Source organism: Sphingomonas sp. AOB5 (assembly GCF_029433115.1).
In the GTDB taxonomy this organism is placed as follows: domain Bacteria; phylum Pseudomonadota; class Alphaproteobacteria; order Sphingomonadales; family Sphingomonadaceae; genus Sphingomonas.
Genome location: NZ_JARNTV010000001.1, coordinates 148,681 through 163,490, shown reverse-complemented (window position 1 = coordinate 163,490; position 14,810 = coordinate 148,681). Strand labels below are relative to the sequence as shown.

The 14,810-nt window shown below is 64.7% G+C and carries 7 protein-coding genes; 1 reads left to right on the top strand and 6 read right to left on the bottom strand.

Annotated features, from left to right (window positions below):
- Positions 1-33: 33 nt before the first annotated feature.
- From P1X14_RS00875 to traA, 6 genes are all read right to left on the bottom strand, one after another.
- Entirely contained in the window at positions 34-5,610 is a 5,577-nt protein-coding gene (locus tag P1X14_RS00875) for a DEAD/DEAH box helicase (protein WP_277313405.1), read from the bottom strand.
- Positions 5,607-6,671, bottom strand: a complete 1,065-nt coding sequence (locus tag P1X14_RS00870; RefSeq protein ID WP_277313404.1) for a hypothetical protein — start codon at positions 6,669-6,671, stop codon at positions 5,607-5,609. The genes P1X14_RS00875 and P1X14_RS00870 overlap by 4 nt, the downstream gene beginning before the upstream one ends.
- A complete protein-coding gene (locus P1X14_RS00865) occupies positions 6,671-9,463 on the bottom strand; it encodes a hypothetical protein (protein WP_277313403.1) in 2,793 nt (930 codons plus the stop codon). Before P1X14_RS00865 ends, P1X14_RS00870 begins: the two co-directional genes overlap by 1 nt.
- 4 nt (positions 9,464-9,467) lie before the next feature.
- Entirely contained in the window at positions 9,468-10,592 is a 1,125-nt protein-coding gene (locus tag P1X14_RS00860; protein ID WP_277313402.1) for a Druantia anti-phage system protein DruA, read from the bottom strand.
- A gap of 179 nt (positions 10,593-10,771) precedes the next feature.
- Positions 10,772-11,392 (bottom strand): DUF6118 family protein, encoded by a 621-nt coding sequence (locus P1X14_RS00855; protein WP_277313401.1) that lies wholly within the window; start codon positions 11,390-11,392, stop codon positions 10,772-10,774.
- 9 nt (positions 11,393-11,401) lie between these two features.
- Positions 11,402-14,302, bottom strand: a complete 2,901-nt coding sequence (gene traA / locus P1X14_RS00850; protein ID WP_277313400.1) for a Ti-type conjugative transfer relaxase TraA — start codon at positions 14,300-14,302, stop codon at positions 11,402-11,404.
- 170 nt (positions 14,303-14,472) lie between these two features.
- Between traA and P1X14_RS00845 the strand changes: the two genes are divergently transcribed.
- Complete coding sequence (locus tag P1X14_RS00845; RefSeq protein ID WP_277313399.1) at positions 14,473-14,793, top strand: conjugal transfer protein TraD; 321 nt, start codon at positions 14,473-14,475, stop codon at positions 14,791-14,793.
- Positions 14,794-14,810 lie beyond the last annotated feature (17 nt).

Sequence of the window (14,810 nt, the reverse complement as noted above, 5' to 3'; positions counted from 1 at the left end):
TTTGCAAAGCCTATCGTTTTGTATCCCGACCGATCAGATCAACGCAGGGAGGATGCGCTCAATCTCCTCTCCTAGGTGTCGCCTGACTCGTAGGTCATCGACGAGCACTGCATCTGTCGAACCAAATGCAGGTATGCCGGGTGCAATAGGCGAATGAATATCAATGGTCACAGTCTTCCCCTGCGGACCTCGGACTATGAGCGGTCCCGATAGGGCGCTGTTCGTCAACGGCTGATCAACACTGAAGTTGATGGGAAGCTGGCGCCTTAGATCCGCTGCTAGGATCGCCAGCGACTGCGCGGCACGCCTATCATCGAACGGCGCAATAACGCCGGAGAGCAGATGACGAAGCAATTGGGCGCCAACGAAGCGATCGAGCAGCCCGTGATCGAGCTTGTTCCGGAAGCTCCGCAGACAGCGATAGCAGGACGCGTCACACTGCTCGGGACAGTCCTCCAGTAGTGACAGTGCCATCTCGAACAGTTCCTGCCCGCGCGGGACAAGCTGCGGCGCGAAGCCCGCGCCGCCTGCCAGCGTGTCGTAGAGAAAGACCTCCACGAGCGAACCGGCAGCACCCCGGTCATTTAGCGCCGGTCTATATTCGGCGAGAACCTCGCCGGGCTCGATCTCCAGCAGTCGGCACGCAGCCTTGGCGAGCGCCTCGCACACGGTGCGCATCGCCGACAGCGTTTCTGAGTGCGCCGGTATCAAGAGGAACGGCGCATCGAGGCGAAGGGCGAATAGGGCAATGTCGGTGGGAAAGTCGGTTCCAAGAACAACACCCCGCGAGGAGAAGCCAGGGCAAGGTGGGTCATTATCGTTCGGATAGGGTAAAGGGTGCGGCTGCGAGAGGTTCATCTCGGGCGCTGCGGACGACTCGATCCGACCGCAGCGCACGCAATAGTCATAGCCATCGCTGTCGGGCCCCGAGTTCGAGACCAGCAGATGCTGCCGAGTCGCCAGGCCGCGCACGTTGCTCGTGATCGGCGCGCCCATCTGCGTGCCGTCCGCGGTCATCACCAACTTCGCGCGCGTCGCATAGGCAGTCTCATTCGGTTCGTCCGGGACCGAAGGCGCCGGCGCCTTCCACACATGCGCAAATCCAGGAGGGCGGAACCACGGTTTCGCGGGCCCGAAGCTGTTCGGCGTGTGGCACGCCTCGCAGGTCAGCCGCTCGCCGCGCTTGGCCGGATTGTAGAATCCTTCGGTCTTGGCGTGCCCGCACCGCTCGCACTCATAATAGAGGCGCTTGCGACCCCAGGCGACGCGGCGATCGTCAGGAAAGGGAGAGTAGATCGCCTTGGAAGTATATTGCTTACCCTTGATCCAGATCTGCTTGTTCGGCGCATATTGCGAGAGCGCGAGGTTGAGCCCCTGGCTGGGCGCAAACTCCATCTCAGCCCGATAGCCGGTGGAGTTGGCGCTGAAAACATAGAAGGGTGCGACGTCGGTCGGGAACGCGTAGCGCGGCAGGACACCCCAATAGAGCAGGCGATCAAGCAGATTGTCGGCAGCCGCATCCAAACCCTTGTCGTCGTCGGGAACCGGATCGGCCTCCGCCTCGAGTTGGTCCGGATCGGGTGTGTCCTCGGGTAGTGGCGCCATCCATGCCGGCGTATCAGCCGCGGCGGGCGCCCCCTCCGGGTCCGGTGGCAGGGCTGCGTCCTGCAAGCCTTCGAGCGCGAGATCGAGCGCTCCGAGCAGGTCGACGATGAACTGATCGAGCAGCATGGTACGGTCGGCCTGACTCAATTCACCGGGCAGCCAGCCGTCGATTGCGGCGCGCAGCCCTGCTTCGTTGGCATTGAGCCAAGTCTGGAGGTCGAGCCGGTTCAGCGGCCCGGTGCTGGCAAAATCACCCACCGTGCCCAGCACCGAGAAGAGATTGGCGAGGGCCGGATCGGAAGGGTTGAGAGTCGGCAGCTTATGGTCGTGGTAGCGCTGGAGCAGGAAGGCCCGAATGTGCCGGCGGGCAATGTCCGGATTCTCGAGAGTCAGACGCGGGTCGATGACCTGGCCGCGAATCATCTCCTGCGGGCGAGTGAAATAGTGATCATCATGGCTGTCGGCGCTGCCGAACGCGACGACTGTGGCGACAGCATTACCGCGGCGCCCCGCCCGGCCGGCCCGCTGCTGGTAGTTGGCTCGGCCGGGCGGCATATTGCGTAGGGCGACACCCGAGAGGTCGCCGATGTCGATGCCGACCTCCATGGTCGTGGTGCTACTCAGCACATCGATACTGGTGCTGCGGCCCTGGTCGACGTCGCGCCAAGACAAGTCGATGTCCTGGAACTGCATCTCATGATGCTCGGCTTGTGAGAAGGCCGCGTCCGGCCGGGCGGCATTGAGCTGCGCGGTGTGCTCGGCCGCGATGATCGACATGAGGTCCGGATCGTCATTGCCGAGCGCTTTAATCACCGGACCGCGATAGAAGCCCTTGCGTGCGAGAAACACTGGATCGCTGTCTGGATCGAACGCATGCACATCGATAGATCCACAGTCTATGCAGACCGGCACGGTCGCGATCGTGCGATGAACCGAAGTGCAACGTGCGCAGCGCTTCCAATCATCTCCGCCGATCTGGAGCGAAAGCTTGCGCGCCAGCAGTCGGCTGCCGCCGTCCGCCTGCTCAGTGACAAGCGGCATCAGCCGCGATATCCATTCCTTCTTGAAACTCTTCTTGAGTGCCGGGGTGTTCAGCACATGCTGCATGGCGCGGAAGTCGCCCTTGTGCGAGCGGACGATGCCGCCGGTGCCCCACCAACTGTTGGGCATACCGCGAAACCAGATACCGCTCTTGCGCGACCAGGCACGCAGCCAAGCTCGCGCAACCGCGAGCTTATCCTCTGGAGTCTCGGCCAGGCCGACAAGCGGCGGCAGCGCCATGATCTTGGCGGTTTCGCTCTCGGCTTCGACGATCGATGCGATCGCGAGGGGTTCGAGGCCGAGGATATTGTCGCGCAGGACATCGACCAAGGCACGGATCAGGTTGGCCGGCGGCTCTTGGTTGAGCAGCCCAATGAGCACTTTAGTGCCCGGCATACTCCCAGGCGGCGTATCGGGCACGCTCGGCATGGTCTCCGAAGGCTCCAGTTCGGGCCGGAGGCGAACACCGAGTTTGTGGGCGGCGACGACCGTGGCGAGCCAGGCATTGTCGAGCACGATCGAGTCCGCGATGACGGGGTCGCTGCCGAGCAGTTGGTAGCCGACCGGCAGCAGCGCGCGCAGCGTATCCTTCAGCGAATAAACCTGTAGCGCCGGAGCGAGCCGCGCGGCGACCTGGCGGGAATCGGAAAAGACGAGGACCTTGCGGCCACGCAACGGCGCGAACTCGGTCGCCTTGGCCGGGCTCGGCGGTTGCACCCGGATCTGCGCGGACACGAGCGCCTGGAACGGTTGGTCACCCTTGGTGACATGGTCCTGAACGCTGGCCTTGCCGCCGCGGACCGACCGTCCGCAGCAGCCGCAGGGCACAAATTGGCCAGGGCCGGCACCCATGCTCCCGTCGTCGTCATCGTCGCCCTGGTCATCGTCGTCGTCATCGGTGCCCGTCCCTACTGCGGCCGCGAGGCTGCTTGCCTGGGGCCGCAGATAGACCAGACGATGGCGCGCGCTTAGCTTTTCCGGGTTGAGCAGGCCGGAGGCGAGATCATAGTTCGCGGCAACGCCCTGGGTGAGAGGACCTGACGCTTCGAGCATTAGATCGAGCGGCTGGAAGGACAACGCGACCCCGGCCGACGTGATCAGCTTCTGACCCGGCTCGGCAAACAGATGGTCGGGCTGCCCGACATCCTTGGTGTAGGCGCGCGCATAGGAGGTGCCGCAATAACGGCAAGTGAAATAGGACAGCACTGGCGCGCTGCAGCCGCAGCGATCACGCGGCTGGGCGTAGAGCTTGCCGATGGGCCCGCCGCGCTCCGCCGGGCTGAGGCTGGTGCAGTCAGGGTCCATACAGGCCCACAGCCCCGGTAGCCCGCGATAGAATGCGTGTACGCGACAGGGCAACAGACTGGGGTCGTCCGGCTTCAGACGTGCGCGGCTGCCGGTCGCGAGGAGGGCGTTGATCGCGCGCGCACCTGCGTCTGGAGCGGGATCGTCGAAGATGAGATCGGGAAGTTCGTCGAGGGCGCAGGCGCGGCGCATCGTCTCATTCACCAACAAGGCGAACGGCGGGTAATTGCTCAGCGCATGGAACAGGTCGGCTTCGTCATCGCCGGACGGACTCACCCCGCGCGCCGAGAGAAACGGCGCTATCGACGCGCTGCGCTCGGCCGCGTTCTCGGAAAAGAAAAGGTCGAGATCGATGCCCCCAAGGCTGGCTAGGTCGGCGCCGTCGCCCTTGGCCGCGCCTCCCCGTAGTTTGAGGTCGCCCGTGACAGGCACAAAGCTCGCCGGGTCGACTCCGGTCAACTGCGCTCCGAACGCACCGGCCATAGCCTTCCCGGCATCGGAGAAGCTCGCGGTCGCGCAAATGACCTGGAAGCGATCGGGCGGGATCGCCAATCGCTCGCGTAGACGTCGCAGCAATAGCCCGACCTCGGCGCCCTGCGCGCCGCGATATAGGTGCGCCTCGTCGAGGACGATTAGAAACTTCTCGTCCGGGCAGGCTGCCAGCCATAAGCGGGTCGCCTCGAAGATGCTGCGCTCGATCGGCCGCAGCATCATATATTCGAGCATCGAATAGTTGGTGATCAGAAGATCTGGCGGCGCCTGCTGGATCTCGTACCGAGTCATGAGTTCGGCATCGTCCTCGAGCGTCACGGCGCGACGGAATGCGCTCCCGGCCATCCAGCGCCCGCTGCCGAACCACTGCGACACGCTGGGCTTTGCGGGCCATTTCCCCTTGCCTTGGAGCCGGCTCATCAGCGCTGCGGCACGCGCGTCCTCCACGTCGACGATGGGCGTGCCGTCGGCATGCCGTTTGGCCGCATCCTCGATGTCGACGAAAAAGTCACCGATCGAGCGTAGGCGAGCGCTGTCCTTCTCCTTGGTCCGCACGCCCGCATAGGGGGTGCGGCTCGTATAGCGGGCGAAGGTGGCGGCACGTCCCGACCAGCCTTGAAACATCTCGACCAAGCGCGGATCGCCAAAGAGCGTGCGCAGGCGCCCAAGCTGGTCATTGACCAGCGCGTTCATCGGATACAGGACCATCGCCCGAACCGCACTGTGTCCGGCGAACTGCGCACTTCGATCGCGCGCCTCGATCGCGAGCTTGCCGAGGATCGGCAGTAGGAATGACTCGGTTTTGCCCGAGCCGGTTCCGGTCATGATCATGACGTTGCGCCGGTCGTACAGAATCGTGCGGATGGCGTCGGCTTGGTGAGTGTAAGGCGGGTCAAATAGCAAGGGCTTGCCGGTGGCCGGCGCCGCCAGCCGGGCAAAAGCCTCGCGCGCCGCGTCCGGGATGTCGGTCATCTGCGCATAGGTCTTGCCGGTCACGTAGCGCGGGGTCGATTCGACATAGGGCGTCTGGAAGATGCCGCCGGCATTGCGCAGGAGTGCACGGCGCTGGGCCACTGTTTTTGGGTCGGCGATATGATAGGTCGCCTCGATATAGCCCTGCAGTGTATGGTGCAGCGTAGCGATGGTCTCTTGGATCGTGGCCGTCATGCTTGGTCCTTGCCGTCAAAGAGTTCCATCCAGAGGAGATCCCGGAGGGCGCGTATTTCCTGCTCGGCCGCGACGAACGGAAGCGCGTAGCTGAACAGGCGGCCCGGACCGAGTTGCTTGTCGCCAACCAAAGCTAGGCGACGCTCGGCGAAGGACGGAAGCGGCGAGAAGAAATCGAGCCTACCCACGTCGCCAGCGTGCCGTAGATCCACCTGCTGGGGATGGCCGGCGAGCGCGTCGAAGGCGGCCTGGATGCGCCACGCCAAATCGCACGGTCGCTGTCGGTCGCTGTCGTCGCCGAGGTCAAGCAGGCGGTGGCAGCTGCCGTTGCGAAATTCAGCGATCGACCAGAGATCTGCGCCGAAGCGATGTGGCCGCCGCGCCAGAAAGATACCGGTGGATTTCGCGTCGGCAGGGCGCCATCGACCGTTATAGAATCGAACGGGTCGGGCCGGGTCCAGGATCTGAAGGTCCGGGATCGCGGCCGCCTCGCGCGGCAGCGCCGAAAGCCGCTCGGCCCATTGCCGAACAAACTCCCCCGCGGCTATGGCGCCAGGTGTCCTCAGCCAAGCGGCCTCCGACAGTTGCGCAAGACCGAGCAGGCGGAGATGGGCGGGCAAGGACGGGTCGCCTTGCACAGGCAGCCGCCGCACCGGTCCGTGCTCCGCGACGCGGGCCGCCAGTTCGGGTGTCAGTGCTGTCGGCTGATCGCCAGCGACACCCAGCAGGATGATGGATCCGTCAGCCCGTTGCACGAAAGTAGGTGGCGCCGGCCGAAGCACGACCCGGGGCGCGTCCCAGGGATCGCTGCCGAGCTTGTGCATCTCGAGTGCGTCGCCATAGGCTAACATTTCCTCGAGCGCCGTTTCGACCGCGTCGCGTTCGACGCCCAGGGCCTCGAGCGGTGCGAGCACGAAGCGGATGATGTCCGCGGCTGAGGCCGGCGCGAGCCAGAATAGCGCGCGGCGCAGCGCGGCCTTCAACATGTCGCCGTCCTGTTGGGTGAGGCCGAGCGCAAGCGCCGTTGCGCCTGTGGCTTGCTCAGCTGTTAGCGCACGCATCATATTGCCGCTGCCAATTGCTCTGCGTGCGCCATCGTCATCGCGGCCGAGGCGAGGAACGCGCCGCGAACCAGCGTGCGGTTAGCGAGGAGCGCGGCAATACGCTTTCGCGCGCTGTCCGCGTCTCCCAGCCGTAGCATGCCCGGTGCCACCGCGAGGCGGTAGGCATCGGCTGCCTGGTGACCGTCCAAGTCGACCCGATAGGTCCGGGCGATCCTTTGAAACGCGTCGAGCCCATCCTCGTCATCGGACGGCGCGAACGTCCGGGCGCGCGACCCGAATCCCGGCGAACCTCCGACAAGGGCCTGGGCGCGAACGAGCGCCCCGGCGCCGCCGGTTGTGATGAGCGCGGCGAAATCCCGGCCGCAGGCGCGCGCTGGTAACTGATCAACGATGCGCGCGAGCGTTTGGTTTTTGCGATTCACAGCCTGCGGGCCGATTGGGCGCGAGCGGTTCCAGCGCGCCAACGCGGAGAGCAGGATCAACACCGCCTCGCCATCATCAGCTCCGAGCGTAAAATCTTGGGCTACGCCGAGTTCCGACAAGGCGTGCAGGGTCTCGGTGGGCGGCGCGCTTGCGAAGACAGAATATTGCCGGCCTCGATAATCGGCGACGAGAAGTGCGCCTGGCGCCTCGACTGCGATGCCGTCGATGGCCTGGGAATAGTCAAGCTTGGCCTTGGCGAGCGGGCGCGACAGATGATAGGTCCGCGCGGTGACGGGGTCTTCATGCGCGGTTTCATCGATCAGCCGGGCCCGGCGCGAACCGGGATCGAAATGCCAGCGAAGCGGCTCGACCCGATGAGGAAAGGCGAGGGACTGGCGGCCAAGCTCGCCAATCGCGCCTATTAGGTCGACCCGATGAGCGGCGTCGATGGCGTCGGAGAGATAAGCGCGCATCCGATCGAGAATGGCGATCGGCACGGGGGCGCCGACCGGCGAATTGCCGCCACTATATGTGCCTGTCGGATGGCCGGCCGCATCGAAAGTTTCGAGTGACCAGTTCACGGCGCGTCCGGCGGGACCGAAGGCGCGCAGGGCGACACGCTCGGCAAACAGCGCTTCCAAGTCAGCGCCCGCGGGTTCGAGCAGCAGGCGGAAGCCCGCTCGTCCCCGCATCGCGTCGGGCCAGGGCTGCGGGGCGACGATCGCGAAATCGAAGCTGGCGGCATCGCCGGTCTCGGCCTCGCCGTGGGGAGTGCGCGCCAGGGCGCGCGCCGTCAGGCTGTGCCGGCCAATTGCGAGCGCGCCGATCTCCAGGCGGACCTCGCCTCCTGCAGCGACAAAGGTTTCGGTGGGCCCGCCGTCCAGCCGCACCGCGAAGCCGTGCAGCGCGAAATCAGCGGTCAGCCGGAGCAGGACCGTTTCGGATGCCACCCATTGCGGCAAGCCAGTGTCGGGTGCGGCGGCCGGCGATAGGCCCAGCGGGTCGATCCGAATCCCGGCGACCGTCCCGATACCGAGCGCACGAAGGGCTGTCTGCTGCTGGCCCGCCCATCGTTGTGGTGTTTCCAACAGGAAGGCGTGGATCGCTTGCGCTGACACTATTTTCGGGATCAGGCTAGCCAGATCCCGCAGGGCGGCGTTCGGCGCCTGCCGGAATAGCACTAGATAGACTTCGTCAGGGCGCACCTGGCGACCGCGTACCTCTCGGAACATTCCGTCATTGTGTCGCCGAAGCAGCCAGATCGGTGCGGGCTCCAGAAGGAACAGCGGCTGGAGCATGGCGCGCAGGGGCGCGTCGTCGGTTTCGATGCGGACGACGGGTTCGCCGGCCGCCGGGAAACTCGCGAGGGCACGATCGCGCCGGGCGAGGCCAAGAAGCGCCAAAGCCGGCTCGGGCCGAGCCTCTGCGCCCACCACCCTGATCCGGACGGCTGCCAGAGCGCGAGGCTCGCGATTGCATCGCGCGAGTGCCGCTCGGACATCGGGGAATATCGCACCCAGAAGTACGGTGCCGTCGCTCCCCAGCCGTGCGGCCAGTGTCACGGCCGAGATCGTTGCGTCGCCGCCAGCGGACGGGGTGCGGTTCGGACCAGCGCCGCGCAGCGCCAGCGCGAGCGTGGATTGATGGCGGCTGATGACCGAGCGCGCCGCCCGGAGCAATTCGCGCGAATCGCGCCGGCCTTCGAGATCACCCACGATCCTTGCGAGCAGGTCTGGCAGGATGCGCGGCATGTCGGTACCGAGATCGCCTTCGCGCAGGGCCCGGACGATCTGGCTGGTGAGGTCGGTCTGCTGCAAGAAGTCGGCGAAGCGCGAAGAGGACCCGTCGTAGTCCTCGCGCAGCAGGTTGCCGAGATCCGCGCTGTCGCTCATCGCCGGACTGGCAAGGGCCCAGCGCTTGGCGTGAAGCTGCGCTGCAAAATGCGCCTGGAGATAGCGCGGCAGGATCGCGTTAGCGATCGGCCAAGCGATCTGTGAAAATTGATCGGCCCAGCGTCCTACGGGCTGCGGACCGCCAAACCGGTCGCGAAACCGCTCGTATCGACACCTCAGCCAACGCCGACGATGATTGTCCCGCCATTCCCCCGTCGCCCGCTCAAGCGTCGGCCAGTATTCGTCCCCGGCATAAGCGTAACCGGCTTCGGCGCCAAGGACTGTCCAGATCAGCCAATGCTGATCGCGTGGGCCATGAGGGTATAGGGTCGCGCTGGCGGCAGTAGCGAGCGCGTCGATCTGCTCGGCGCTAAGGCCATGCTCAAGCGCGTAGACCGGGTAGTTATGAGGGCGGCGTATTGCCGCAAGTGCCGTGAAATGGGCCTCCAGCTCGGTCTGCGCCTGGGCCAACATGCGATCACCCCGATCGACGCAAAGAAGCCTGCGGCATGTCCACGCGTCCCTTAATGAGCTTGGGTATCATGTCTCGCCGCCATCCGCGGAAGTCGATCTCTCCGCGCCCCGCGCGCGGTACAATCCACCGATCGCGGGCCAGGTCCGAGATTTGGGCGACCGTTAGCAGCCCAGAAATGTCTGGCGCCACCGCACCAGTCCGCAGCACCTCAAATGCGTTCGTCGCCAGCGTTGCGATGAACACTTCCCGCCTGATGCCGTGCCGCATGATATTCTCGTTGAATTTCAGCGCCGCGAGCGCGGCCCGGATGGTTCGAAGCCGCCAGTTCGGACCCTCGCCGAACTTGTGTTTGTCGGCATAGCCATGGTTGCGATCGCGTAGGAATGTTCGCATTCGTTCGAACAGTGCGTCGGTGATGTGGAAATGCCCCCACCCTTCGGTGTAACCGATACGCTCGAAATAGTCGGTCCCGTCTAGGCGTAGCCTGTTATAGATGGCCGAGCGCCCCATGGACGATGTGGTAGTCACCGCTACGAGGTGCGCACTTTTGGCCTGGCCGGAGATGACTCCCACGGTCTCGCCATAAGCCTTCCGGAAATCATCATATACATCGCGCGATCGGATCAGGCAGGCGACGGCCTTACCACCTAACAGCAGATTGTAGGGCGGAACGGCGCCGAGTACATAGGCGTCGAGTATTCCGACCAACCTCTGGGCCCTGTCGTGCACGGTCCAGTCGATCAGCTTGTCGCGCACCGCCAGATTATAGACGGGGTCGCCCAGCGCAATGATGCCGGCCAGGCGATCATGCCCCTCGTCCCAGACTAGGTAACGCATCCGCCGACCGAACCCGGCGGACACTGGCACAGACCAAGTCAGCGCCGCGACACGAAAAAGGTCGGATTCCAGCGTGTCGCTGCGGACGACGCGTAAGCGTAAAGCAACCCTTTGCGGGTCGATCTCGTCGCCGTCGGCAAAGAAAGGCATTGCCTTGGGCAGTGCCCGCGCCAGGAAATTCTGCGACGCAGTGAGTCGCTCGCGGCGCTGCCCGCGATGCATCTTGCGGATCGTGTCCTTGCCTACGCCGGGCAGGACCAAGTCGCCGGCCTCGTCCTTGGTGAAGCCCAAATTGCGGAGATGCGATCGAATGGCGCGCTTAAGCGCGGCTTCGGCACTAAACGGTTGTGCAACTCCCCCCATACTTAGCCGGTCGATCTTCCCAGTAGCTGACGATTGTTATGACCCCGCTATCACCATGCATGCCTGACATAATCATGCAAGTGCTACGGCCATATTTGATCCTGCAACTACTTACCCCGCAACTGCGCGTCTGGTCGCCCCCGGGCGACGAGACGTTCCCAGCGCTGCGGGTCGCCTTTTGCCATCATCTGCTGACCGGCATGCCACATGTTTTTCCCCACCGTTCGAGCCGCCATCCTTTCCGGTACGGCCCAACTCTCCGGAAGGGCACGCACAACAACGCCCGGAAGGATCGCCCATAACATCATTCCCGCGATGGCGAACGCGACGCGGTTCCGGAGAAGCGCCCGGTCCTGCTCGGCAGCCGATCGTGCTCGCGCGAGCGCTGCATCGATGCGGCCGGCGGCGGCATCCATCCCACTCGCAGCATTCTGCAGCATCTGCCGATCTTGCTCACGGCTCGTTGATGCGGCGCCAGCAATGTCCCGGCCGATCCCCTCGGGAGTCAGCTGCATTGCCGGCTGTTGAGCGATGCGGCCCGCCCAAACGACAACCTTCTCCATCCGCCTAGAGATTTCTTCCAGGCTCGGCGCATAATCGGGCTGCGAGGTGCGCTCGTCCGTCAGCCGTTCAACGGCCCGTCGCATCAGGCTGACCTCGGCGCGAAGTTCGCCAAAGGCATGCGCAGCCAAGCTGCCGCCGACTTCGCGGGTGCTTTCCTCGTCCATTGGGCAGGTCTACCGCCCAAGCCCGCGACCGCGCGAGAGGCCGAGCCAATCCTGGATGCTGTGGGATATCGACGCGCCCTCGCGCGGCTGAATCCCAAGCTCCGGAAGCCGCTTTCGGATCGCCGACTCGGCCTGTGCATCACGTTCCATGCTCTTGCCCAGCGCGCTCATCTGCTGACCGATCGCGCGGGCGCCGACATCGTCGCCGGCGTGGCGAAGCGCGCGATGTTGCCGGGCGAGCTTTTGCCAATCATCGACGAACCGATCCGCGCGTTGCTCCGGGTTGGCTCGAATCTCTGCTTCCAGCGCCATCGCGCGGATGGCGGAAGTGGTACGGCCTTGAGCAGCTTCGCTCATTAGGCCGGAATCCCGTGCGAACGCTGAACGAAGATCGCGCGAAGCTTCCGGTCGCAGGGCGTCCAACGCCTTACTCGCCTTGTCGAACGCGATCCGCTGGTGCGGCAGCTCGGTGTAGCCATCGTTGCGTAAGCGCATGATATCAGCGGTTGCGCGCGCGAACCGCTGCACTGCGCTTTCCAAGCCGAGCGACTGTGGAGCGCGCACCGATTGCGTGAGCCGAACCCCCTCGAACAGGCCGCGCGTGGGCGGCGGCGAGACTGGCCGTAGATCGAGTCCGGCGAATGGATCGCGCGCCGGCGTTGGCCTTGCCTTTTCTACGACGGGTTCAGGCAGTCGAATCTGCCGTCGCTCGGCGAATTCCTGCGAGTAATCCGAGGCCATGTCCTTGGCGCGATCACGCGACAATGCGCGCACCAGCTTCGATGGCTCTGCAAAGTCGTCGCGGCCGTAATGCAGCTCCACGCTGTCGCGGTGCCGCGACAGCGCAACATAGGCCGCGTGCCGGTCTAAGCCGGGGGTTGCCAGCACATGTGCCCGATCAACGGTGACGCCCTGCGCCTTGTGGATCGTCGCGGCGTAGCCGTGATCGATCTGCGCATAATCCTTGAGATCGAACGCCACTGCGCGACCATTATCAAGCATCACGGCCATACGGGCGCTGGTTACGCTCTGGACGATACCGAGAGAGCCGTTCTTCACGCCCATGCTCCGCTCGTTCTTGAGGAACATGATGCGGTCGCCGGAGGCGAATGTCCGCGATCCTCGTTCTGCGCGAAGCGTCACGTCCTCGCCAAGCTGCCCGGCATCGCGCATCCGCGCCCGCGCGGCCTGGTTGAGCGCCTGCACCTCGTCATTCGTGTGCGTGAGGATGATCCGCGTCGCGTCGGGCGCTGCCGCACGATCGCGATCCCAGCGATCGACAAGATTGGCACGCGCCTGCTCGCGCGTTTCGGCGGCGTGGACGCGGCCATGCTCTTCATAGGCGTGCAGCGCATCGCCGGTTCGTCCGGTAGCAAGGTGCCGGGTGGCATCGCGCTGCCAGTCTTCCCGCTGGCGGCGAATGTCGGTGATCTCGACGCTGCCATGCCGTTCGGCAATCGAGCGGAACGCGGCGCCCGCCTCGATCGCCTGAAGCTGCTCGGGGTCGCCGACCAGCACGACCTTTGCACCGCGCTTCTCCGCCTCGGCGATCACATGCTGCATCTGGCGCGATCCAATCATCCCGGCTTCGTCGATCACCAGCACATGGTCGCGCGACAACAAATCGCGGTCCTGTGCCCACTGATGCTCTATGCTGGCGATCGTGCGCGAAGCGATGCCCGAACCGCTCTCCAGATTTTCAGCGGCGATGCCGGAGAGCGCGAGGCCCTGAACCTGATAGCCGGCACGCTCCCAGGCATCGCGCGCAATACCGAGCATCGCGGATTTGCCGGTGCCAGCATAGCCAACCACGACGCCGAGATCCTTGGCCTCGGTGACATGCTCGAACGCCGAGCGCTGTTCGGCGGAAAGCACGAGACCGCGGCGATCGGCATTGGCGAGCGCGCGACCGCGATCCTGCTCGCTGACGCGATGTCGCTCGCGTTCGACGAGCACCTGCGTCGCGCGTGAAAGACGCTGCTCGGTCTCGATCATGTCGCGGCTGGTGAAGCGATCCTCGCCGCGACCGTCCTTGCCGAGCGCGACCAATTCCGGCGAAGCGCGGACCGCCGCCATCACATGATCGAATTGCTCCTTTCCCTCGCTATGCCGATGCACGAACATGGCGAGGTCGCGTGTTGTGAACGTTGCCTGGGTGCGGGTGATCGCATCAAGCGCAAGGCGCGGCTCCGCGATGATCTTCGCGCCGTTCGAGCGTGCGATCTCGCGATGCTCATCGACGCGCTCGGACTCGAGTCCCTGCGCTGCCATGCGCGATGCCGCCGGGCCGATCTTGTGCTGGGGCTCGAGGTCGATGCTTTGCTCTTCCAACGAGCGGTGATCGATCCGCGCATCGACATCGAGTTCTGCAAGGCGCTGGTTAGCATGCTCCGCCCAGCGTTCGCGCCACTTCTCCAAAAGGTCGGTGCGGTTCCAGTCGCGGTTCTTCTTGCCGAAGCCGTCTTCGTCGACATCGCGAAGCGTCAACATTACATGCGCGTGCGGCTTGGGCTGCCCATCAGCGCCGATGTCCCAATGCACGTTGAGGTCGGCGATCATCCCGCGATCAACAAACTCGGCGCGGACGAAATCGCGGGCCAGCTCGGTCCCTTGCTCTTTGGTCATCTCGCGCGGGATCGCGAACTCGATCTCGCGAGCAAGCTGAGCGTCTTTGCGCAGCTCGGCGGCCTCGACCGCATTCCAAAGAGTTTCGCGATCGGAGAGATGCTCGGGCGCGCCGTCCGGCAGCATCACCTCGGAGTGGATGACACCCGCCTTGTTGGAGAAATCGTGGTGCCGATCGAGCCGCTGGTCGTGCAGGCGCGAGGCTGAGCGATACGCCGCCGACGCCAAGGCGCTCGAACCGGCAGCGCGCGAGATGACCTTTGCCGAGAAGTGGTAGATTGCCATTGCGGCAACCCATCTACACCCCAAGCAGCACGTCGGCACGACGTATAAGCGCGCCCTCGAAAGAATTCATCTTTCTCGGGACTGCGGAATCCCATGAGATTTCAGGACATTGTGCCTGATCGAATGCGCCGATAACTGGTCGGTCCTTGCCGTGCAAATGGAGAGGGCCGATGCGCAAACCCCGGGATTTTGACGCCGAACTGAAGGCGCTGGGAGACAAGGCCAGGCGCCTCAAGGATCAAAAGCTACATCAGCTTGGCGAACTGGTGGCTGCTACGGGAGCCGACGCGCTACCGATCGAGCAACTCGCAGGTGCGCTGCTCACCACCGTCGAAATTGCGGACAATGCGACGAAAGAGGGGTGGCGCAAACGCGGCGTGGCGTTCTTTCAAGGATCACGGAAAGCTGGCGGAAGCCACCGCGGCGACGCGCGCCGCGATCCGGCGAGCATCAGCGCAGCGTCACCGGCTGCAAGCCAGGATCGCGCGTGACGACAAGCGAGAGTGGG

What these genes read in the sequence shown, in the direction of transcription:
- P1X14_RS00855 (WP_277313401.1), bottom strand. Translation starts at nt 11,392, where the DNA reads ATGGACGAGGAAAGCACCCGCGAAGTCGGCGGCAGCTTGGCTGCGCAT.
- traA (WP_277313400.1), bottom strand. Translation starts at nt 14,302, where the DNA reads ATGGCAATCTACCACTTCTCGGCAAAGGTCATCTCGCGCGCTGCCGGT.
- P1X14_RS00875 (WP_277313405.1), bottom strand. Translation starts at nt 5,610, where the DNA reads ATGACGGCCACGATCCAAGAGACCATCGCTACGCTGCACCATACACTG.
- P1X14_RS00865 (WP_277313403.1), bottom strand. Translation starts at nt 9,463, where the DNA reads ATGTTGGCCCAGGCGCAGACCGAGCTGGAGGCCCATTTCACGGCACTT.
- P1X14_RS00870 (WP_277313404.1), bottom strand. Translation starts at nt 6,671, where the DNA reads ATGCGTGCGCTAACAGCTGAGCAAGCCACAGGCGCAACGGCGCTTGCG.
- P1X14_RS00845 (WP_277313399.1), top strand. Translation starts at nt 14,473, where the DNA reads ATGCGCAAACCCCGGGATTTTGACGCCGAACTGAAGGCGCTGGGAGAC.